This window comes from Paenibacillus albidus (genome assembly GCF_014644435.1).
GTDB lineage: Bacteria > Bacillota > Bacilli > Paenibacillales > Paenibacillaceae > Paenibacillus_AQ > Paenibacillus_AQ albidus.
Genome location: NZ_BMKR01000041.1, coordinates 1 through 21,522, shown reverse-complemented (window position 1 = coordinate 21,522; position 21,522 = coordinate 1). Strand labels below are relative to the sequence as shown.

At 51.8% G+C, this 21,522-nt stretch carries 17 protein-coding genes; 12 read left to right on the top strand and 5 right to left on the bottom strand.

Annotation, left to right across the window (positions count from 1 at the left end):
- Positions 1 to 63: 63 nt before the first annotated feature.
- Positions 64 to 774 carry a hypothetical protein gene (locus tag IEY53_RS29100; protein ID WP_189031200.1) on the top strand — a complete coding sequence of 237 codons (711 nt, stop codon included), beginning with the start codon at positions 64 to 66 and terminating at the stop codon, positions 772 to 774.
- Positions 775 to 950: 176 nt separating this feature from the next.
- Positions 951 to 1,364: a VOC family protein gene (locus tag IEY53_RS29095; RefSeq protein WP_189031199.1), complete on the top strand. Its 414-nt coding sequence runs from the start codon at positions 951 to 953 to the stop codon at positions 1,362 to 1,364.
- 70 nt (positions 1,365 to 1,434) lie between these two features.
- On the opposite strand, the gene IEY53_RS35470 is transcribed toward IEY53_RS29095, so the two are convergent.
- Together IEY53_RS35470 and IEY53_RS29085 are read right to left on the bottom strand one after the other, a co-directional pair.
- Positions 1,435 to 1,713, bottom strand: coding sequence for a GNAT family N-acetyltransferase (locus tag IEY53_RS35470; protein ID WP_229696426.1), 279 nt, complete (start codon positions 1,711 to 1,713; stop codon positions 1,435 to 1,437).
- A gap of 606 nt (positions 1,714 to 2,319) precedes the next feature.
- The gene (locus IEY53_RS29085; RefSeq protein ID WP_189031198.1) at positions 2,320 to 4,335 is read right to left on the bottom strand and encodes a hypothetical protein; all 2,016 of its coding nucleotides are present in this window, start codon (positions 4,333 to 4,335) and stop codon (positions 2,320 to 2,322) included.
- A gap of 202 nt (positions 4,336 to 4,537) precedes the next feature.
- Here IEY53_RS29085 and IEY53_RS29080 point away from each other — a divergent pair, with 202 nt between their 5' ends.
- Positions 4,538 to 5,554, top strand: a complete 1,017-nt coding sequence (locus IEY53_RS29080) for a GNAT family N-acetyltransferase (RefSeq protein ID WP_189031197.1) — start codon at positions 4,538 to 4,540, stop codon at positions 5,552 to 5,554.
- Between the two features lie 72 nt (positions 5,555 to 5,626).
- Here IEY53_RS29080 and IEY53_RS29075 read toward each other — a convergent pair whose 3' ends face one another.
- Positions 5,627 to 6,703 carry an LLM class flavin-dependent oxidoreductase gene (locus IEY53_RS29075; RefSeq protein WP_189031192.1) on the bottom strand — a complete coding sequence of 359 codons (1,077 nt, stop codon included), beginning with the start codon at positions 6,701 to 6,703 and terminating at the stop codon, positions 5,627 to 5,629.
- A 293-nt stretch (positions 6,704 to 6,996) separates the two neighbouring features.
- Here IEY53_RS29075 and IEY53_RS29070 point away from each other — a divergent pair, with 293 nt between their 5' ends.
- From IEY53_RS29070 to IEY53_RS29050, 5 genes are all read left to right on the top strand, one after another.
- Positions 6,997 to 8,226 carry a family 8 glycosyl hydrolase gene (locus IEY53_RS29070; RefSeq protein ID WP_189031260.1) on the top strand — a complete coding sequence of 410 codons (1,230 nt, stop codon included), beginning with the start codon at positions 6,997 to 6,999 and terminating at the stop codon, positions 8,224 to 8,226.
- A 178-nt stretch (positions 8,227 to 8,404) separates the two neighbouring features.
- Positions 8,405 to 9,970: a tetratricopeptide repeat protein gene (locus IEY53_RS29065; RefSeq protein WP_189031191.1), complete on the top strand. Its 1,566-nt coding sequence runs from the start codon at positions 8,405 to 8,407 to the stop codon at positions 9,968 to 9,970.
- Positions 9,971 to 10,150: 180 nt separating this feature from the next.
- The gene (locus tag IEY53_RS29060) at positions 10,151 to 10,834 is read left to right on the top strand and encodes an MOSC domain-containing protein (protein WP_189031190.1); all 684 of its coding nucleotides are present in this window, start codon (positions 10,151 to 10,153) and stop codon (positions 10,832 to 10,834) included.
- Between the two features lies 1 nt (position 10,835).
- Complete coding sequence (locus IEY53_RS29055; RefSeq protein ID WP_189031258.1) at positions 10,836 to 11,177, top strand: FMN-binding negative transcriptional regulator; 342 nt, start codon at positions 10,836 to 10,838, stop codon at positions 11,175 to 11,177.
- 279 nt (positions 11,178 to 11,456) lie between these two features.
- Entirely contained in the window at positions 11,457 to 11,924 is a 468-nt protein-coding gene (locus IEY53_RS29050) for a GNAT family N-acetyltransferase (RefSeq protein ID WP_189031189.1), read from the top strand.
- A gap of 273 nt (positions 11,925 to 12,197) precedes the next feature.
- On the opposite strand, the gene IEY53_RS29045 is transcribed toward IEY53_RS29050, so the two are convergent.
- Complete coding sequence (locus tag IEY53_RS29045; protein ID WP_189031187.1) at positions 12,198 to 13,058, bottom strand: AraC family transcriptional regulator; 861 nt, start codon at positions 13,056 to 13,058, stop codon at positions 12,198 to 12,200.
- Positions 13,059 to 13,154: 96 nt separating this feature from the next.
- Between IEY53_RS29045 and IEY53_RS29040 the strand changes: the two genes are divergently transcribed.
- Genes IEY53_RS29040 through IEY53_RS29030 form a run of 3 tightly spaced genes read left to right on the top strand, consistent with a single transcriptional unit; the run spans position 13,155 to position 20,319 of the window.
- Positions 13,155 to 13,838: a hypothetical protein gene (locus IEY53_RS29040; RefSeq protein WP_189031185.1), complete on the top strand. Its 684-nt coding sequence runs from the start codon at positions 13,155 to 13,157 to the stop codon at positions 13,836 to 13,838.
- A complete protein-coding gene (locus tag IEY53_RS29035) occupies positions 13,831 to 17,877 on the top strand; it encodes a glycoside hydrolase family 2 protein (protein WP_189031183.1) in 4,047 nt (1,348 codons plus the stop codon). The genes IEY53_RS29040 and IEY53_RS29035 overlap by 8 nt, the downstream gene beginning before the upstream one ends.
- A 57-nt stretch (positions 17,878 to 17,934) precedes the next feature.
- Entirely contained in the window at positions 17,935 to 20,319 is a 2,385-nt protein-coding gene (locus IEY53_RS29030) for a GH36-type glycosyl hydrolase domain-containing protein (RefSeq protein WP_189031181.1), read from the top strand.
- Between the two features lie 97 nt (positions 20,320 to 20,416).
- On the opposite strand, the gene IEY53_RS29025 is transcribed toward IEY53_RS29030, so the two are convergent.
- The gene (locus tag IEY53_RS29025; RefSeq protein ID WP_189031179.1) at positions 20,417 to 20,563 is read right to left on the bottom strand and encodes a DUF948 domain-containing protein; all 147 of its coding nucleotides are present in this window, start codon (positions 20,561 to 20,563) and stop codon (positions 20,417 to 20,419) included.
- 156 nt (positions 20,564 to 20,719) lie between these two features.
- Here IEY53_RS29025 and IEY53_RS29020 point away from each other — a divergent pair.
- Positions 20,720 to 21,522: serine hydrolase domain-containing protein (locus IEY53_RS29020; RefSeq protein ID WP_229696424.1), on the top strand; the 803-nt coding region annotated here is incomplete at its 3' end.

Sequence of the window (21,522 nt, the reverse complement as noted above, 5' to 3'; positions counted from 1 at the left end):
AGTTTTATGAAGTTTGTAAATTAGACGCTATTTGCATTGTTAAAAAAAAGTGGAGTGATATCATTGGAGTGGAACCCTTCTAATTACTTACTTGATAAGTATATTTCTGCTGACCTATCTAGTCTAACCGAAAATAATACTCTTCCATATAATAAAGAAATACAGTGGGTTAACGCATTTGTATTAAATGCTACACTTAGATTTAGATATGAAGAAAAACAAAGAATATATTTGATGAATTTTTTAAGAAGAATTGAATCTACATTCCATCAGTATAACTATGGAAGCCTTGAGCTGGATGACTTTTTAAATCATGACAAAGCAAGTGTATCTAAATATTTATCTGCAGTTGTTTGTATCGAGACTTCAGTTTCTCATTTGTATCAAGCATACATGATTGGGAGTAAAATGATCGGTGAGAATTTATTTGTAAGAAATGATGGTTCTTCTATTGAAAGACTTAACAAACTTTATAATATAGTAAAGCATTATGATAGCGCTATAAGTAGTGACAGTGTAGAAGAACTAAATACTAACGAAGCTACAATGGATTGGCTGGAGAATTCTGCAGCACTTCAAAATGATGATCCTTTTTCGTTCATACTTCAAGATTTGTACATTGATGATATTTGGGAAGAGACTCAAAACGAAAATGAGAAAAAACGAAAATCTTTAATTAAGAAGATTGAGAAACTGGAGTCTTTTGCAGAATTAAATCAATTGTTGCTGAAGGAATATAGGGATGAACTTAAAAAGTATGAGTATTGTAAATAAACCATTAAAGAGATTATCATTATGCCCCCTATGTTGAAAGAAAATAAAATTTTAGATTAACGACGGCGAAGAGGCAGGATAATGGAGCTTCATACTGGAATAGGATACAAAGCAAAATTAAGGAGAGTCCGCACTATAAATCAGTTGCATATCTTAGCAAAGGTGGAGTTGTGAAGATGAGATTGAAATTAGAGGGAATTACTGTTTTGGCGCATGATGTTCCTAGATTGACTAGTTTTTATCGTGATGTACTCGGATTTAAGACTGTTACTGAAGAGAACCATTATGCTGAATTTATGAATAGCGGCATTCGTCTTGCGATTTGTTCAACACCATTAATGGCGGATAACACGAACAATCATCATTCCTTTATAGAAGAACGTAAAGGGCAGGCCTTCGAGCTTAACTTCGAATGTGATTCTCCAGAAGCTGTCCGCACGATGTATGAGGAGTTAGTTTCAAAAGGGGCTACAGGAATTACAGCACCGAAGTCGATGTCTTGGGGGCACACCACGGGGTTCTTCGCAGACCCGGAAGGTAACATTCATTCCATTTTTGCGGTTAACCCGGTTGCGGCGGAGAATGGATAATTCGTAGACTACATCTTACTTGACTCCATAAAAAAACTAGAAATTGCGAAGGCAGTTTCTAGTTTTTGCTTTATATTCTTTTCTCTCGCATTTTAAAATCTTCTTTTAATAGCCCCATGATAACGGTATCGTAGTACTTTCCATCTACATAGGCATCATTGCGTAAACGTCCTTCGACAACAAAACCACATTTTTCATAGGAGCGGATCGCACGCACATTTCCACTCCACGTATACGCCGTGAGATAATATTCAATTCCCGGTAAACAATCAAGCCGATATGCTTCGTATGTTCTTCTAAAATCCTCCAGCGACACAGGTCGTAATTCGACTTTTGTTCCTGTATTCAACGGGTGTAACACCGTCCTTTGATGTGTTTTGTTGAGTATTTCAACTAAAGGGTAGATTGTTTTACTGTGGATGAAATTAGGTTGAGTTGAACCTTCGCTCTATTCAGTTTTTTTGTTACAAGGAAAGGATAGAGAATGTCGTGTTTTCACGATAATCCAAAGGAGGGGATAACTATGTTTCCAGTAATTTATGGAGATGATTGGCCTGAGAGATTTTGGTGCTAAATCTGGCCCAATGATGGTTGTGATTTCTTTGACTAATTGACTAGCATAGATCTGCATAGAAGGCTAACGGGAGACGATAGCCAATAAACAGCAGTAGTCCAGGACTTTATTTCGTCCGGGGCTGCTGCTGTTTGTTGTATTTGATATTTACAAGTCCAAGCTTAGAAGGCAGTGCAGCAGGCTTTGTAAGATGAAGCTGGAGGATTTGTTGTGTTATGTTTGACGGGGAGTTAGTATCGCTACGCCGGACAGGACGCCGTTGATGACTGAGGCGCTGTATGAACAGCTCCTCTTCTTTCATTGTGAAACGCAGCTACCGGTAGATATGGCGGTCTGGGCGAAGGTGATATCGTCGGGAATTTCGGCCCCATCAGGCCGGTTTTAGCTCCCTTGATGCTTGACCCCTTGAACGGACCATGCAACACACCAAGGGCGCTGATTCTGCTGGCCCTTTGGAATCCAGTAACAATGCTGGAGCTGATTCTCATCGGGCACGAATACAAACATGCGGACGACCATTTTCTTCACATCCTCCGGGTGATCGTTCCGGGGGAAAGGGAAATCGAGTTTGGCACCGACCTTCTCGGATACATCCGAGTAATGAGAAATCTCGTACTCATAGGAGGCATTCCCGCCGATATTGAAGATGTTTGGGACGCCTTGAGTGATTTCAGCCGAGACTTTACTGCGCTCGATCTCGACAGCTGCTGTTTTTCTGTGAAAGAAGACGGTGATTTCCCCGGGTACCCAGCTTATATCCAGCGAAAGGCTCCGCTTATGATCTACATAAGAAGGAAGGCTGGGGAAACGGTGTTCAAAAGATTTGTAGTCATGTGTATTCGGATGTTTCTCATAGGTATGAAGAATATTATGCACGTCAAAATCCACATCGGCCGATGTCGCGTGGAACAGGTAGCTTTTGATGCCAAGGGGATGCGTTCCGTTCCAGTCATAAAGCTCGTAGGTCCTTTTCACCACATGCGGAGCGAGATAAATGTAGGTCACTGCATTCTCTCCCGGTACGGGCACGATGGACTTGTCGAATGAGGTTGTGATTTCCGTAATTTGATTGAAGGCTTCCGCATGCTCTGTTGAGAATTTAAGGGTTACATCCGCGACGACCGGCAGGCTGCTGCCTGCTTGAACGTATGCACCCATATTGAATTGTGTGGAGATGGACATCTGTTCCGTCTGCGAACGGCCGTAAAAGAAGGAAGAGCCGAAGCTGTCTGATTCGCTGCCATTGCGTACATAGGGAGGAGCACCTTCCACAACCCCAATCAACGCCCGGAAATCCTCGCTGACAGTGGCATCTTCTGTAGCAATCAGCTTGAATTGGCTGGACTTGTACCGGCAGAACACCAGATTGCTGCTACCGGGTTTTAGAACACTATCATCGTTATAATTCATATACAGCCAGATTTCCTGCTGCATTTCGCCGTTGTCCCCGTTCGGCACAAAGTACTGGAGAGCGCCCATGTATTTCCAGGTAGGGTACTTCGTATGTCCATGGGAACGGGTGATTTTGGGTCCCCAAGTACCGGTGCGGATATTATACTCCTTCATCTGATTATTTTTGTATCCTGCCCAGATATGGGGACGGTGCCAGCCGTTAATGAACAACTGCACGGCGGAGTCATGGATTCCCTGTTGAACAGTACCAGTCTCCAGAGCGATGAAATCGACAAGCCCGTCGTATTCCTGATGATGGTGGCTGATGATCTGCCGCAGTCCGCTTCCCTCACCCTTGCTGTTCACTTCGCATTGATAGCACGCGGTCCAAAGGTTTGCGTGGGTAGTGACCACACCGATCATCAGGCTAAGCTTACCGGTGGAGTCATGATAGGCGGAGGCTGATATATTTTTTATGTTTTTCCAGCCGTTATCTACTTCGGAGTGCCAAATGCCTTCGTTGTCCATATAGAGAGTAACCAGCCGGTGTTCGGAATCGATATGCCGTCCGCCGATCAGATAAATTCGCCCGTTCAGTGAAAGGGCGGCAAACTGCGAACGTCGCTCGAAGGCGTGGTGAAGTTTCTCCTCCTTGGTCCAGTTCTCGCCATTGGCAGTTTTTTTGTACCAGAGATCCCCGTTCTCCGTCCAAAACAGATACAGAACTCCTTGATGCACCACACTGGCGAGGTTGGAGATTTCACTGTGTCCGTTGACGTTGTAGTTCTTATTGTTATGTATCTCTACGTTGGCTTTTAAGGTCTCCAGCGTTTCTTTGCCCTGATCAATTTTCAGATGAATTCGGGTGTACAGAATACGGTCACCCACAGTGGACGATCTTTTGTGATAGAAGAAGTAGGCACTGGCATTAAAATAAGTTCCGTTGACACCCTCAAAATCGGGCTGGGCTTCTTTGATCCGATGGTTGGTATAGGTATTTGACATGGGGTCACCTTCCTTTTCGGGATATGATAACATGGATTTAGAAATGTGGAATCTTACTTTAGTTAACAGTTCCCAATCAAAGCCCGTTGTCATATTGGTTATAATTAAACTCTCCCTATTCCCCCTCTGAACCCTATGGCATACTAAATTGTAGCTGGCATTGTATTAATTATGAAGCTGTGGATAATAGAGGAGGGGAAAGATGTCCATTCAATTGCGGGAACTGCGCTTGCCGGAGGATTATACGGCATTGGCGGCACTTTTAAATACAGATTGGTCAGAGCCAACGACGGCTGAACAACTGGAAGAAGAAGATGCCAAGCTCTATAAGGTGGGTCACACCTATAAGGATGAAGAAGGGCGGCTGGCTGGATACGACCGGAGCCGGCGGGTAGCCGTGACTCCCAAGGGCGAAATTGTAGGATATGTAACTACTTGGAGGGCGCCATGGACAGCTCCGGGACATTTGAACCAGACGCTGCTTGTGGACGTGAACAGCCGAAAGCAGGGAGTGGGGCAGCTTCTGCTGCATCATGCACTGGAATGGAGCCGCTTACTGGGAGCCGATACGCTGGTTACCCAGACATGGGATGACAGTCCGGAATCGCTCCGGTTTGCAGAGCGGAACGGATTTGCCGCGGAGCGGCACACCTTTCAGTCTGTAGTGGAGATAGGGAAGGTAGATTGGGGGGCAATAGGCGGGGAAGAAGCGATCCGGTCCATACAACAGAAAGGGCTGCGGTTCACGACGCTTGCGGAAGAGCAGGGCACAGACAGCGAACAAAAAATCTACGAGATCTATAAGCAAACGTTAGTGGATATTCCCGGCTTTACAGGTGAAGTTCCGGTGATCGAGGAATGGCGTAAATGGTATCTGCAGTCGGACGGCTATGCTCCTGAACGGGTGATTATCGTGGCTGATGGAGACACCTATGTCGGCGTTTCCAATGTACTGTATAATCCGCAGACCAACGGAATGTATCATGAATACACCGGAGTAAGCCGGGATTACCGCAGCCGGGGTATTGCTTACGGGTTGAAAGTACAGGCGATTTTGCTGGCCCGGCAGCAGGGGGCTGCCTACATCCGCACGGATAATGACTCCACCAACGCGCCTATTCTGCACATTAACCGGCGTTTGGGATATGAGCCGCTGCGTGGTTCTTATCGTATGGTAGGTGAGGTACAGAGTATTTTGCAAGAGCAGCAAGCCCTCTAAACGAGCTGCGTAAGATAAAAAGCCTGCGGATGCCGGAATCCGCAGGCTTTTAGAGTTAGACGTGTCTTACTGTTACTTATCCGCTGCAGCGTTTAGCGCCAGTTCCTTGCGTACCAGTGGAGCTACTTTTGTGCCGAGCAGTTCAATTGCACGCAGCACTTCGCGGTGCGGCATCGTCCCGACATTCACGTGCAGAAAGAAACGGGTTACCCCCAGGTTTTTATGCAGCAGAACGATCTTCTCAGCCACATATTCGGAGTCGCCGACATACAGGGCGCCGCGCAGACTGCGGGCAGCATCAAAAGCGGCGCGGTCATAACGTTGCCCCCAGCCCCGTTCACGCCCGATAACATTCATTTGGGCGGCGGTCGGAGGGTAGAACAAGTCGGCAGCCTGCTCGCTGGTCTCCCCGACAAAACCATGGGAATGTGTCGCAATTTGCAGCTTGCTCGGGTCATGCCCGGCGCGGGCGGCAGCCTGCTTGTACAAGGAGACCAGCGGAGCGAATTGCTCCGGCATGCCGCCGATGATCGCGAAGGCAATCGGCAGGCCAAGCATACCGGCCCGAATTGCAGATTCCGCGTTTCCCCCGCTCGCGATCCACACCGGAAGCGGGGTCTGGACGGAGCGGGGGTAGACCCCGAGATTGTGAATAGCCGGACGGTGTCCGCCGCGCCAGGTCACCCGTTCCGATTCCCGGATCGCGAGCAGCAGCTCCAGATTCTCTTCAAACAGCTCATCATAATCCTCCAGGCTGTACCCGAACAATGGGAAGGATTCCGTGAAGGAACCACGACCGGCCATGATCTCCGCACGGCCATTAGAGAGGCCGTCCAGTGTGGAGAACGCTTGATACACACGGACCGGATCATCCGAAGACAAGACCGTTACCGCACTGGTGAGCCGAATCCGCTTAGTTACCGAAGCGGCTGCTGCCAGTACAACAGCAGGCGCCGTGCCGGCATAATCGGCCCGGTGATGCTCCCCGATTCCGTATACATCCAGGCCGACCTGATCGGCCAGTACAATCTCTGCCACCGCTTCACGCAGCCGCTCCGCATGACTCATAATCTCACCGGTTACCGGGTCCGGGGTAGTCTCCAAAAATGTGCTGATTCCTATTTCTATGTGATTCGCCGCATGGGTCATGTGAAATCGCCTCCTTCATAATCTGTAGAACATTTCTTAAATTTTATAATACTATATTTTATATAGTTTATCAACTTTAGTAAGTTATGAACTATATAAGTTGAAACATGTCCTTTGGCCACATAATTTATGTTGACAAGCTGTAGGAAGGAGGAATATATTGTAGAAGACACATAACATATTTTTACAAAAAAACCGATTTATTTCTGCCTGAAGAGATGAGGAGGTGTATCGACCGATTTTGTCGTATGCTCGTGTAAGCGATTCCAACTTGAAAAGGAGAGGATTTCGTGATGAGAAAAGATGTGCAGCCCGTGTTCGTCTGGAGAACTTTGATGCTATTATGTCTGGCCCTTATCGTTCTTCCGGCGGGCTCAGCCTTTGCGGCAGTCAATAAGCCATTTCCTCAGCATACAACGTATACTAGCGGTTCGATTAAGCCCAATCATGTGACTCAGGCCACGATGGATAACTCGGTCAAGACCAAATGGAACGCGTGGAAGGCGGCTTATCTCAAACCGGCAGGCACCGGCAAATATTATGTTAAATATAATTCTGCCGGAGAGACGGTCTCTGAAGCCCATGGCTACGGCATGTTGTCCACCGTATTAATGGCCGGTTATGAGGCGAATGCCCAGACGTATTTTGACGGTCTATATTCTTATTATACAGCGCATCCAAGCGCCAATAACCCATATTTGATGGCCTGGAAGCAGAACAGCAGCTTTCAGAATGTTGAAGGTGATAATTCTGCAACAGACGGTGACATGGATATAGCGTTCTCGCTGCTGCTGGCCCATAAGCAATGGGGGAGCAGCGGTTCGGTCAACTATCTGCAGGCAGCCCAGAACATCATCAACGCCATTATGGAGGATGATATCAACCAGACCCAGTGGACTCTTCGGCTGGGTGATTGGGCGACCAGTGGCTCCTACAATACGGCAACCCGGCCTTCGGATTTCATGCTGAACCATCTCAAGGCTTTCCGGAGTGCGACGGGGGATGCCCGCTGGGATAACGTAGTGAATAAGACCTACACGATCATCAATAGTTTGTACAACGGTTATAGTTCAAGTACGGGTTTGCTGCCGGATTTTGTGATATATTCGGGGGGAGCCTACAAACCGGCTCCGGCTGATTTCCTGGAGGATCCCAATGACGGTCACTATAACTATAATTCCTGCCGCACCCCTTGGCGGATCACGACCGATTATTTGCTGACAGGAGATAACCGTGCCCTTTCGCAACTCAATCAGCTGAACAGCTGGATTGCCGCCAAAGCCGGCAATTCGCCGGGCAATATCAAAGACGGCTACAAGCTGAATGGCACCTTGTTCGGAAGCTACAACAGCGGTGCTTTCTACGCTCCGTTTGGTGTCAGTGCGATGACCTCCTCCTCTAACCAAAGCTGGCTGAATTCACTCTGGAGTCATACGGCAAGCAGTCCTCAGGAAGATTATTATGAAGACAGCATCAAGCTGTTCTCCATGATTGTCATGTCCGGCAACTGGTGGACCTATTAAACCATAATGGCAGTAAGCCATAGAGGAACTGCACGGGGAGTAGACACTGTACTCCCCGGACAGTTCCTTTTTGATCTGGATATTGCAGGATTAAGGTTGTTTCACGGGCGAGTTCCATCTAATATAATAGACAGGTTACTTTACAAAAAGAGATCCACAGAGAGCAGGTTCAGAACAGATGACAAGTGACTCACCACAACGTTACCGCTTCAGTGAAGCCCCGATCTGGGAACTGCAGCGCGCTTATTATGAAGAACAGGGAATCAAGGCCTGGAATATCGACCAGGTTCCGCAGTATATCACGAGCAACCCCATGATCGGGACGGCTTATGCCGAGATGATCTTCGGATTTCTGCAGGACCGGGCGATGCAAGGCCATCTGTCGGAGACCGTCAACATCCTGGAGCTGGGGGCGGGAGCGGGACGCCTGGCGTTTCATGTCTTGCAGAAGTTATGCGAGCTCAGGGATTATGCGGGTATTCCGCTGCCGCCTTTTCGTTATATTATGAGTGATTTGCCTGTCAAAAATATTGCCAGCTGGCAGCAGCATCCCGGCCTGGAGCCTTTTGTGCGGGAAGGTGTGCTTGATTTTGCCCGTTTTGATGTGGTCAATGACACCGAGCTGCAGTTGGTTCATTCCAACACGCATATTGGGGCAGGGGATTTGCAGCAGCCGCTGATGGTTATTGCGAACTACTTTTTTTGCAGCATTCCGCAGGAACTGATCTACGTGGATGAAGGCAAAACCTTTGACTGTGATGTCTCGATCCGGATTCCCGATCCCGCCGCTGCCGCCGTGCCCGCAGAGCTGCTGCAAAGTGTCGATCTGGAGTATCATTACCGCCGGGCAGAGAGTTACGAACAGGAGGTTTATCCCTATCACGAGGTGATCCGGTTCTATCAGGAGAAGCTGGGCGATTCCCATGTGCTTTTCCCGGAAGCGGCACTGAGATGTTTGGAACGGCTGGGAGAGCTGTCCCGGGAGGGTTTTCTGCTGCTGACTGCGGATAAAGGCGACCATCGGCTGGAGAACTGGGAGTTCGTGGAGCCTCCCAAGCTGATTTATCATGGGAGCTTCTCGCTGACGGCGAATTATCACGCTATGCAGTACTTTTTTGAGCGCAAAGGGGCCTATTCGTTATTCACGGGCCACCACTACAAGAATCTGAATGTCGGCTGCATCCTGATGCTCCCGTCACCGATGAGCTATATCCAGACCAGACTGGCTTACCGGCGGGGGATTGAGCGCTTTGGGCCGGATGAATTCTTCAGCATGAAGGAATGGGTAGACCCGCGTATTGATACGATGGGCGTACAGCAATTCCTGGGCTTCTGGCGGCTGGGTGGTTATGATGCCGAGTTCTTCATCCAAAGTGCCGAGCATATTTCCAGCTTGCTTCAAGATGCCAGTGATGAGGAACTGCTTGATATTCACAAGGGGATCCAACTGATGTGGGAAGGTTATTATCCCCTGGTGCAGAATTATGATTTGGCGCTGGACAGCGGACTTTTGCTGTTCGAGATGGGGATGTATGAGGCGGCGCTGCCGTTTCTGCAGCGCTCACTCGAAGCGAACCCTGAGGACCCGGTCATGGCAGTGCTCTACAGTCTGGCGATTTGCAGCTATGAGCTTGGAGATGAGGCGGGCGCGGCTCATTACACCCGCAGAGCGCTGGCTCTGGAGCCTGACAATGAAGAAGCAAGAGACTTGCTGGCTGCACTGAATGCCGCCGGCACGGAATAAGCGGAATTCCCGGTGAAGAGAAACATGTCATCGGGAATTTTTTTGTGCAAATTAGAGTAGTGGAGAGCGGGCTTATCGTCACCGGTCATATCGGCAGCAAGTATCGCAGCGGTACTGGCACCCTCCCTCTTTCCGGGCTATAATTACGGAATAAACCAAGGATATGAGGGGGCGCTGGATATGCAAAGCGGAGCGATTAAATCGCTGAATGTGGGGATGCCTAAGCAGGTACCTTATTTAAAAAAAGAAATTATGACAGGTATCCACAAGGCTCCGGTTCACGGGCCATTGTATCTTTCCCGAATTCAGCTGGACGGGGACGGCCAGGCAGATCTGGTGCATCATGGGGGGGCCGATAAGGCGGTATGTGTGTATCCGTATGAGCATTATCCCTACTGGGAGCGTGAAATAGGGCGTGAGCTAAGCTTTGGTGCTTTCGGCGAAAATCTGACCATCACCGGACTTACCGAAGAAGAGGTCTGTATCGGTGATGTTTTCTCTCTGGGCGGAGCTACGGTTCAGATCAGCCAGCCCCGGCAGCCCTGCTTCAAGCTGTCGGTCAAATACGGACTGCCGGACCTTCCTCAGCGTGTGCAGGAGACCGGTTACACCGGATATTATTTTCGCGTATTGGAAGAAGGACAGGTGGACCCTCAGGATGAGCTGATCCTCCGGGAGCGTCATTCCGCCGGACGGACGGTGGCCTATGCCAACAGGATTATGCATCAGGATAAGGATAACCGGTCAGGGATTGAGGCACTGCTCGCAGTGGATGCCTTATCCGCAAGCTGGCAGGCTACGCTGAGAAAACGTCTGGGCGGCGATGAGACTTCGACGGCTGCCAGACTGAACGGAGAGCAGTAGTCTGAGGACGGGTAGGGCAGGCCACGTCTATGGGGAATTTCAGCCGGTAGAGGATGCCGGTCAGCTGAAGCGGATCATGGAGCAGACCATCGCTTATTACGGAGCGGGCATGGATTTACCCTGGGACGGCCAGATTCCGGACCATGTCTACGGACGTTTGATCCAGGGTGTGGTTGGTTTCAAAATCCGCATCAGCCGGATGGAAGGGCAGTGGAAGCTCCATCAGGACCATTCCACGCAGCGGCGCAGCCGTCTGATTGGCCATTTGCGGCAAACGGGTGACCGGGATGCCATCCGCATCGCGGATACGATCGCTGCGGCGCATGCGAAACCTGGAGAGTAGATTACGAATAGAGCAAGGACAATATTGGATATGATGTGACACAATTAATAGCCCCTCAGAACGATGTATACGTTCTAAGGGGCTATTTCTGTGCAATCATTAAGCGAATGGGCAGGATAGTTGAACAGTGACAAGGGGAGCAGCATCACAAGTGACGGTAAAGTATAATTATAACGGTACAATACAGGGTTACTTTTCAAATAATTATTGTAGTATAGTTTTACACTCATAAATTTGAAGATACTATCATGAATTTCCATATAAAAAGGAGACTCGGCCGTGAATGAAAAAAAACCTTTATTTTCGTCTAACCTTGTCATTAGAAGCGCAGTCGACGACGACGTCGATACTCTGCGCGACATCTTTCGCTCTGCGTCGCTGACAATTGAGGGCGATCGTGATCTCTTTGCTGCTCATCCTGAGTGGCTCGTGTGGGACGACGAAATGTTGCCGTTCGCACGTGTCGCTGTTGTTGACGGCCGGGTCGTCGGCTTTGCGTCGGCGCGTCCTGTCGACGACTTCCTCGAACTCGAGGATCTGTTCACTGATCCTGACTGGATGCGCCAAGGCATCGCGAGTGCCCTGCTCGAAGACATTGCGCGGCGCGGTGTGCGTGTAGAGGTGACGGCCAACCCGCACGCGATAGGATTCTACGAATCCGTTGGCTTCATCGCCAGCGGCATCGCCAACACACAGGGTGGGCCGGCGCCGCGGATGCAGCTCAATATCACGCATGCTCGACCTTGAATAATAACCCCTGATTACGCCAAGTTTGTCAGCCAAACACTTTGACTTTCTGCGATAAATCACGATTCGGCTTTAAGTGTTCGAACTTAAAGGAGTTCCGATGCTGCTCCAACCACGGCTTTTTCATCTTTTTGTGTTAATGGACGAAAGCGGCTGCTAACTCCGGGAATTTCCCAGCACTATCATGCTAATGGATCACATTATCTGAATACTGTTCCCACAAGCCAAGCCGGCCCTCCATTCAGAGGGACCGGCTTTTTCAGGGTTCAGACACTAAAGCTGCTTCTCCCGATACTCGGAAGGGGTGCAGTGGAAGCTGTTTTTGAATTGTCTCGCATAATAGTTCTGATCGCGGAATCCGCTCTCCATGGCCACACGCGAAATGGACAGGCCGGGATTGCGCAGCAGGGTGCAGGAATAATCGAGGCGTTTGCGGATCACAAAATCCATCGGGGTCGTATGGTAATTGCGGCTGAATACCCGCAGGAACTGGCGTTTCGACAGGTAAGCCCGGTCGGCGAGCTCCTGCAGGGTTATGGGCTGGAGAAAATGTTCTTCCAGATAGGTCACGGTCTCGGCAATACGCATTGCCTTGTTCTCCGTCTGCCCGTTGTTGCGCTGATAGGATCTGGAGAGCATCCCGATCAGGGCCGTGAAATAAGTGCGGATCATTAACCGGAATCCCTCCGGCTGTGTCTCGTACTCCTCCAGAATCTGATCCAGAAGCCGGGTAGCCTCTCCCAACTGCTGCCCGTTCAGGGTGAGCATCCCCTGGTAATATCTTTCCTTCCGGTAGAAAGGCTCAATGTAGAACAGGGCCTGAAATCCCGGAAGGAGCCGAAGCTCCGGCAGCTGCAGAAGCTGGTCTGGATGAAACATAACATTGACGTATTGGATATTCTGCACATCCTTGTACCCGTGCGAGATATCGCCATGAATCAAAAAAACCTGGCCTGCCGAGACGGGGTACTCTCTCCCTTCAATAATGTGGGTGGCGCTGCCTTCCAGGATGACTACAAGCTCCGAAAAATCGTGGCTGTGAACGTAATAATCATGGGTCAGCGGGCATTTCTGGATCTTGAAGGTGAAGCCCGGCTCCAGACCCAGGTCCCGCGACAATATTTTAATATTCATGTCATTATTATGCTAAACAAGGTCATTATCGTCAAGGTGAAGAGGCGCTCCATGCTTTAACATAAAGAGTACAAAAACAACGGATGGAGGTGCAGTATGCAGCGGTATTTATACAGGGCCCAGTGCGAAGCATGGAACAACCCGGAGTTGCATTCGTTAATGCGTTCGCGCAAGATGCACATACAGGAAAAAATGGCGCGGGGGAAGGTTTCAACGCTAAGTCTGTTTGCCCATCAGCATGATTATTTTCTCTATTATGAGTGCGAGGGAGAGCCTGTCGAACCTGCCGGCTTGCTACTGGAGGAGCCCGGGCTGTTCGCCGCATGGCCGGGAGCTTCGAAGCTGCGGCTGTGGGTGCCGATGATGGATATTTTTCATTATCAGGCTCCGGTGAGTGCGGAACATTGGAAGCGCAAACAACCGGGGGCTGAAGCGTATGGAAGAATAGCCCTGCTGCGGCCGGAATGGGTGGCCAGTTATATTTACTACCATTACCAGTACCAGGAGGAGCAGCCGGGGGCAGGCCATAAATACGGGATCATCGGGCTTCATGAGAATCTGCTGTTTTTTTATTCGGAACGTCCGGCTGTTCTGGAAGCGGCACCCTATAGCGGAAAACTCCAGAGCCGACAGACACCGGAGAACTGGGTAGAGCTGATGGAGCCGCATTTTATCAAATGGGAGCATAGGCCCCCGGACCAGACCATCTGGCTTAATCTTACCCTTGTGCTGCAGGCTGAGCCCGCTTATCAGAAAGGAGATGTAGATATACATGCGTAAACAAATGAGCCTGAACGGTGAATGGGATTTCATGCCGCTCTATGAGCAGCGGTTCTGCCGCAGTCTGCCGGAGAAGCTGGTCTATGAGGCCTGCAAAATACAGGTCCCTTCCAGCTGGCGCAGTACCTATGAGACTGCGGCGGGCAGAGTCTTCGGGGAGATTCCTGAACATGGCTTCTGTCCTCTGGATGTCTACGGTTACCCCAAGGAGTGGAATAAAGCGGAGGCTGGTGTGCTGCACCGCAGCTTTCGGGTGCCGGAGGCGATGGCCGGGCAGAAGATTGTATTCCGTCTGGACGGGATTATGCAACAAGCCGCAATTTATCTTGACAGGCATCCGGTGGCGGTCTGGGAGGATGGTTACCTGCCGCTGCGGCTGGATATTGGTGCCTTCGTCACCCCAGGGCGGGAGCACCATCTGCATATCGTCTGCGGAAGCTTCGATCAGGTAACTTTGCCTTCCGGAGACAAAAAGGTCACCGGTCTGACCGGCTCCTGGTTCGGTTACATCTCCCGGGGAATCTGGCAGGATGTGTTCCTGGAGAGTTATCCCCCCATAGCTATAGAAGACCTGACCCTGCGTACGTCTTACCGGGAGCAATCTTTGGAAGCGGAGGTTGTGGTGGGCAGTCAGACATCCGGTGTGGTGGAGGAACCGCTCAGACTGGTGCTGAAGGTTCGAGAGAAAAACAAGCCGGACGGCGCGGCAGTTCTTATGGCGGAGCAGCAGCTTAACGGAACCACCTTCACCGCCGGGGAGAACGGGCGGCTATGTGAGAATGAGCTGCCGGGTGGCCTGACCGGCCGCGCCGTATTTCGTCTGGAATGGAAGGACGCCAAGCTTTGGAATCCGGAGCAGCCGTTCTTATATCAGGCCGAGCTTACGCTTTATGCAGGGGGGACAATCCTCGACTGCAAGGAAGAAAGCTTCGGGTTCCGGGAATTATGGTGCGATGGTCCACAGTTTGTGCTGAATGGCACGCCGATTAACCTGCGGGGCGACTCCTGGCATTTCCAGGGGGCGGCACAACAGACGGAAGCTTATGTCCGCAGCTGGTACCGCATGTGCAAGCAGGCGGGTGTCAATTCGATCCGCCTTCATGCGGAGCCTTACCCTGAGATGTACGTGCGGATTGCCGATGAGGAGGGCATGCTGATTATCGACGAGACGGCGATCTACGGTTCGGGCAAATCCATGCTGGCAGATCATCCGGACTACATTGCCAATTGCCGGGCGCATGTGCGGCGGCTGGTGCAGCGGGATAAAAATCATCCATCGGTCATGATGTGGAGTGTGCAGAATGAGATGCGCTGGGTGGATGGCCGGGATGGCTACAAGCTGCATATTCCCGGGTTCATGGACATCATCCGAAGTCTTGATCCTACCCGCCCGATCATAGTGGAAGGGGACAACCGTCTGCTGCCTAAGGAACATACGGAAGTGGAGAGCCGCCACTATAATATCGACGGCACCATCGCGCAGTGGGACCGCAGCGTTCCGCTCACCTTTGGCGAGCATGGCGGCTGGTGGTATATCTGTCCCCAGAACAGCAGCATGTATGTAGGGCTAAGCGCGTACAGGCATACGGATGAAGCTGCCAGAGGCCTTGCGGAGAAAGAGCGTCTGTTCGTGGAATACGCCCGCAGACAAGGGGTTTCCGGTATTTCAACCTTTAATTTCGCCCATTATTTCATGCGGGCCATGCCGGAGCGGAATCTGCCTGTGACTCCCGGCAGCCCCGGAGATAGCGGTCCCAAGCCCAAGGTGACTCCTGCCTATTCCCTTACGCTTCATAATGGACTGCTGCCTGAGGAGTATCCGGCTTACCGGACCAACCCCTCCTTTGAGATATTGTCATCTGTCTTCCAGCCGGCTGTGATAATCGCGGCTGAATACAACCGGGCATTTTTTGACGATGCTCCGATTCACCGCAGCTTTGATATCTATAACGACACCTTGCACACCCGCGAGGTGAAGGTGGAATGCCGGATTGAGCAGGGCGGGCAGCTCGTGCATGCAGAGAGCTTTGCCTTTGAACAGCCACCGGCTGGGCGGCGAGTGATTGAGGTCGCCTGGACCCCGCGGGCGGCAGAGTGTGGAGACGCGGCAGTCTTGACGGCAGTGCTGTATCACGGGGAGGAGCGGATACAGGAGCTGAAGCTTGAGTACAGGCTGTTCCCTTCCAGGTACAAGACTGAAGCAGTGGATCTGGGCAGGGCTGCCGCTTTCCTTGGAAATGACGCGGATTATGATGTGATCGCTGCGATGGTGCCCGGCTGCAGAAGACTGGGTCCCGAACAGATCTTGGAGCTGGACGGTGAAACACTGCTGATTATCGGCAGCAAGCAGGAGGATCAGGACGGGCGGCTGGAGCAGGCGCTGAAGCAGAGGGTAGGCGCAGGCGGAAGACTGCTGCTGCTGGAGCAGCGTCACCTGTCCATCGGCAAGCTGCCTTTGGTCCGGCGCGATTTCATTCGCGCCCATGCGGGGAGCTACGACCACCCTGTGCTGCGGGGGCTGGGCGATGACGACCTGATGTTCTGGCACCCCGAAGTCCGGGAGGAAGGGCCGCTGCCGATCATCAGGGCGGCCTTTGAAAAACCGGTCACCGGCGATTTCAGCATGCTGCTGGAATGCAGCGCGGGAGATTTCGGAGACGGCGGAGACCTGTGGTCGCCGCTGCTGGAATACCGCAGCGGTCAGGGGAGTTTTGTGGCCAGCCAGCTGGAGCTGATGGAGCATATCCGGCAGGTTCCCCAGGCCTGCCTGCTGCTGCGTAATCTGCTGGCTTATGCGGGGAGGACGGAGCCTTCGGCACCCGCCGCAAAGCCGGCAGCGGCCTGGGTCCGCAGCGGTGGTGCAGCGGACCATTTCTTGAATACGCTGCGGCTTAATGCGGATCGGGTACAGGGTCTGTCCGCTTCCGCGCTTGCGGGGTACGGCCTGCTAATCGTGGAAGCTGCCTTGCTGGAAGCGCCCGAAGCAGCGGAGAACCTCAGGCGGTATGTTGCTGAGGGCGGAAGCTGTCTGCTGCTCCCGGCAGAGAGCAGTGACTCGCCGGCCTTGTCCCGGCTGGTGGGGGCTCCGGTCAGCGTAATCCCTCACGAGACATATCATCTGGAAGCAGATTACAGGTATGATGCGGTGCGGGGCGTAAGCCCTGTGGATCTGTTCGGCTTCGACAAGGTACATTTGTCACCGAGAGAGGTGGTGAACCGTTCCCTGGCAGCTAACAGCCTGGAGGTTCCCGGCGCAGAAGTGTTGTGCACCAGTGTGGAAGGGACGGCCTGGAAAGATTACTTTGTGGGCGGACATACGGCGGAATACAGCAGGCTTGCGCTGGTTGAGCTGAACCGCGACAAAGCCCGCGAGCCGGGGGATTATCTGCTTCAGCTGAACGTAGGTGCGGGGTGCCTTCTCTTTTCGCAGCTATTGCCCGAAGTGCAGAGCGACAAAAGCATCCGCCTGTACACCCGCTTGCTCGGCAATTTGGGCGCTTCCTTTGACGATGGTCTGCTGACGGGTGTCAAGGGGGATGGGGAGTGGGCGGTGGAAGCCGTTATGGCACTGCCCTGTCTGCCGCATATGGATGCGGAAGCCATGAAGGCCTATTATACCGACCCCTTGTTCTCGCTGAATAATCTGGGCGAAGGCTTATATGGCTGGATGAAAAAGAAGGAGCGGAATACCGCCGACGGCCTGTTCCGTATCCCCGATCCGGCAGGTAATCTCTGGTTCCTGAGCTGTTTTGTCCTGGTTGAGGACGAAGCGGCCGGTAATGTCTATCCGGCCGCCAGCCACCGCGAAGGGTATTTACGTATATTGTCTCGAACGCCTTGCGAGATTTATCTGAACGGCCTGGCTGTTCCGGAGCCGGAGGCCGGAATTACCCTGTGCCCGGGCGTGAACCGTTTGATGGCCATCGTGCAGGGCGGGGAAGAGGAGCTGCGGTTCGGAATGGTATTTATGAACCCTGACGGAACTTATATGAACAATCTGCACTACCGGATGACAATGGATGAGGTGGAGCCCAAGTAGGCTAAGCTGGGAACTTTTTAATAAGAGTGAGCTTGAATATAAAGGAGTGGCCGATGGATGAGATATGAACATGAAACGCCTGAAGATTACTATTCCTTTCGGGATGAAGCCAAGGAAGTGGAATTCAAACGGCATGATATGCCGACACCCTGGATGAACTACCTCTCCAACGGGACCTTTCATACGATGTTGTCCCACGCAGGTGGAGGAGTGGCGTTCTACAAGTCCCCGCAAATCTGGCGGATCACCCGCTACCGGTTCTTTCACCTGCCGACCGACCGCTCGGGGCCGTATATTTATGTGCAGGATGCAGAGTCCGGCAGCTACTGGTGCCCTACCTATGAGCCTGCCCTGAACAAACCGCAGGCTTGGACAAGTGCCCACGGCATGGGGTATACCCGGTTTGAGGCCTGCTCAGAAGGAGTGTCCGCAAAGACGCTGTATTTTGTCGGCCCGTTTGAGAATTCCCTGATCTGGAATCTGACATTGACGAACAACAGCAGCGTTGTGAAGACGCTGAATGTATATGCCTATGCCGAGTTCGGCATGATGGAATTCATGCGTGAATTGCAGTGGCAATGCTACAACAAACATCAGGTGTCGGTGATGTATCACGGGCAGGAGGCGCTCGTATATAAGTACGGCGTAGAGAATCAGCCCAAACCAGAGGAAACGCCGCTTGTCTATTTCATGGCGGATAGGCCGCTGCACAGTTATGACGGGGACCGGGATGCCTTTATCGGAAGCTACCGCAGCGAGTCCAATCCGGCAGCGATCGAGCAGGGCGGTTGTACAGGTTCGACCCTGCTGGGCGGTGATCCCTGCGGTGCGCTTCAGGTGAAGCTGACGCTCCAGCCGGGCGAGACGCGCACCGTCAACTTTTTTCTCGGAACCGCGATGTCGGAGGCAGAGATTGAAGCAGCAATGGCCTGTTCCAGGGAAAAGGACTTTGTCGCCCGTTCGTTTCAGGCTTTAAGCGGGAGCTGGGACGGTTATCTGGAGGCATGGAATTGTGAACTGCCCGATCCGGATGCGCAGCGGATGATCAATATCTGGAACCCCTATCAGGCCCAGCGCAATTTCCTGTTCTCCCGCAATATTTCGTTCTATGCAACCGGCACATTCCGGGGTGTGGGCTACCGCGATACCGCCCAGGATGCACTGGCCGTTGTCCCCTTTGATGCGGAAGCGGCCAAAGACAAGGTTCGTCTGCTGCTCGGCCAGCAGTACCGGGACGGCCATGTGAATCATTATTTCTTCCCGCATGAAGGCTGGGAACCGGTAACCAGTATCCATTCGGATGATCACCTGTGGACGGCGCTGTCTGTGTGGGACATTCTGGCAGAGACGGGCGATGCCTCGTTCCTTCAGGACCGCATTCCGTTCTATGACGGCGGGGAGGCTACCGTCTATGAGCATCTGAAGCGGGCGATAGACTTTACGGCTTCCCGGCTCGGACCAAACGGCTTCCCGCTGATGCTGCGTTCCGACTGGAATGACCAGCTGTTCCGGGTATGCCGGCAGGGCAAAGGGGAGAGCATCTGGACGGCGATGCAGCTTGGAATGGTATTGCTGCGCATGCAGGAGCTGGCGCCACTCGCGGGACATCCCGAAGATACGGCGGGGTATACAGCCATGTATGAGGAACAACAGCGGCTGGTCAACAGCCTGGGCTGGGATGGGAAGTGGTTCCGGCGGGCCGTGATGGATGACGGGCGTTTTCTGGGTACTGCCGAGCATGAGGAAGCCCAAATCTGGCTTAACGCCCAGACCTGGGCCACGCTCTCCGGCATGGCGGAACCAAGCAAAGCCTTACAGGCCATGGACAGTGTGCGCGACATTCTGGATACGGAGCTGGGCATCAAGAAGCTACATCCTTCCATTACTGTTTTTCCTGATCCGGCCGATCCGCTGACCAATTACAACAAGGGGACCGGGGAGAATGGAGCTGTCTTCTGCCATGCCAATACCTGGGCGATCATCGCTGAATGTATGTTGGGAAGAGGCGATCTGGCCTACAAATATTACCGCCAGCTTTTGCCGAATGTAGCCATGGAACAAGCCGGACTCAGCCGTTACAAGGCGGAACCTTACGTCTATGCATCCAATCTGTTCGGGCCCGAGTCCGACAAGTTCGGTCTGGCCAATGTATCCTGGCTCACGGGCACAGCCGCATGGATGTATGTGGCGGTCACTCAATATATACTGGGGATCAAGCCGGTGCTTGAAGGATTGTCGATAGATCCGTGTATTCCCGCCGAATGGCCGGGGTTCTCGGTCACCCGCAGATTCAGGGGCTGCAGGTATGAGATCAAGGTCAATAATAGCAGCCGCAGCAGCAAAGGTGTGCAGGAAATACGGGTCGACGGGCAAAAGCTGGAGGGGAATGTTATTCCGGCGTATGCCGGGAAAGTTTCAGTGCAGGTTGAAGTGATAATGTAGCTGTGTAAACCAGCTTAAAGACCGTCCAGCCTTTCTTCAGGGGAAAGAAAAGGGCGGTCTTTAGTTTGTGCACCGACTCAAACAGAGGAGCGATGGTCTACATTTTGCCGCGGACATCTTTGGTTACCTGGCCTGCGGTATGGATAAGCTGGGAAGCTTCCCGTGTCAGCCCATGGACCGCATTCCTTATTTCGGCCAGCGTCCGGGTCGTTTCTCCGAGTGTGATACTGAGCTCAATAATCATGCTGCACCTCCTTTTCATGTAAAAGAAAATAAAGTATTAGACTGTCATGGCCTCATTAAGCGAATGGGCAGTTTTGCATAAATACTAATTTTTCATTAGTATATTAATATACTAATTTTGTACATCTCTACCAAAACTTCGGAACGGAGAGTTTAAATGATGAAAAGTCGATGGATAACTGTAGCTGTGCTATTTTTGTGTCTGCTTTTGCTGTTAACCGCCTGCAGCGACAACACACCAGTAGCTGAGATGCAGAACACAGCAGGGGCACTAAATACATCTGAGGTGATTGAGTCAAGTGCTGCTCCGATAACTGTGTCAACGGCGGAAGTGGACTTGCCTTCTAACGAAGCTGGACTCACCTACGAATTAACCATGAAAGCTGCCAAGGAGAAAGCCGAACTCCTCACGGCAGCTTACGATACGAACAGTGTGCAATACACCCTTATCGATCATGGCAACATCGTCGTATCCGGCCAGTTCGGCAAGAATGACGAGCAGGGACAGAAGCCGCTCACGACAGACACGATGTACGGAATCGGCTCGACGAGTAAAATGTTTACCACGGTTGCCGTCATGCAGTTGGTTGACCAAGGGAAAATCGATCTCGATACGCCGGTCGTCCATTATATTCCCGAGTTTAGGATGAAGGATGAACGCTATAAACAGATTACGCCGCGCATGCTACTGAATCATTCTTCCGGGCTGAACGGGTCGACGAATACGAACGCCTATTTATTCGAAGATAACGATACCTACGCCCACGACACACTGCTGAAGCAACTGGCTGGTCAGACCTTAAAGGCGGACCCAGGCGCTTATTCGGTTTACTGCAATGACGGATTTACGCTAGCCGAGATTCTGATCGAGCGAGTCAGCGGCTTGAACTTCACCCCTTTTATCCATCGATATATTACGGAACCTCTGGGTATGGTCAATACGAAGACGCCGCTCGATTC

What these genes read in the sequence shown, in the direction of transcription:
- IEY53_RS29045 (WP_189031187.1), bottom strand. Translation starts at nt 13,058, where the DNA reads ATGAATATTAAAATATTGTCGCGGGACCTGGGTCTGGAGCCGGGCTTC.
- IEY53_RS29035 (WP_189031183.1), top strand. Translation starts at nt 13,831, where the DNA reads ATGCGTAAACAAATGAGCCTGAACGGTGAATGGGATTTCATGCCGCTC.
- IEY53_RS29030 (WP_189031181.1), top strand. Translation starts at nt 17,935, where the DNA reads ATGAGATATGAACATGAAACGCCTGAAGATTACTATTCCTTTCGGGAT.
- IEY53_RS29040 (WP_189031185.1), top strand. Translation starts at nt 13,155, where the DNA reads ATGCAGCGGTATTTATACAGGGCCCAGTGCGAAGCATGGAACAACCCG.
- IEY53_RS29085 (WP_189031198.1), bottom strand. Translation starts at nt 4,335, where the DNA reads ATGTCAAATACCTATACCAACCATCGGATCAAAGAAGCCCAGCCCGAT.
- IEY53_RS29075 (WP_189031192.1), bottom strand. Translation starts at nt 6,703, where the DNA reads ATGACCCATGCGGCGAATCACATAGAAATAGGAATCAGCACATTTTTG.
- IEY53_RS29060 (WP_189031190.1), top strand. Translation starts at nt 10,151, where the DNA reads ATGCAAAGCGGAGCGATTAAATCGCTGAATGTGGGGATGCCTAAGCAG.
- IEY53_RS29080 (WP_189031197.1), top strand. Translation starts at nt 4,538, where the DNA reads ATGTCCATTCAATTGCGGGAACTGCGCTTGCCGGAGGATTATACGGCA.
- IEY53_RS29065 (WP_189031191.1), top strand. Translation starts at nt 8,405, where the DNA reads ATGACAAGTGACTCACCACAACGTTACCGCTTCAGTGAAGCCCCGATC.
- IEY53_RS29025 (WP_189031179.1), bottom strand. Translation starts at nt 20,563, where the DNA reads ATGATTATTGAGCTCAGTATCACACTCGGAGAAACGACCCGGACGCTG.
- IEY53_RS29095 (WP_189031199.1), top strand. Translation starts at nt 951, where the DNA reads ATGAGATTGAAATTAGAGGGAATTACTGTTTTGGCGCATGATGTTCCT.
- IEY53_RS29070 (WP_189031260.1), top strand. Translation starts at nt 6,997, where the DNA reads ATGAGAAAAGATGTGCAGCCCGTGTTCGTCTGGAGAACTTTGATGCTA.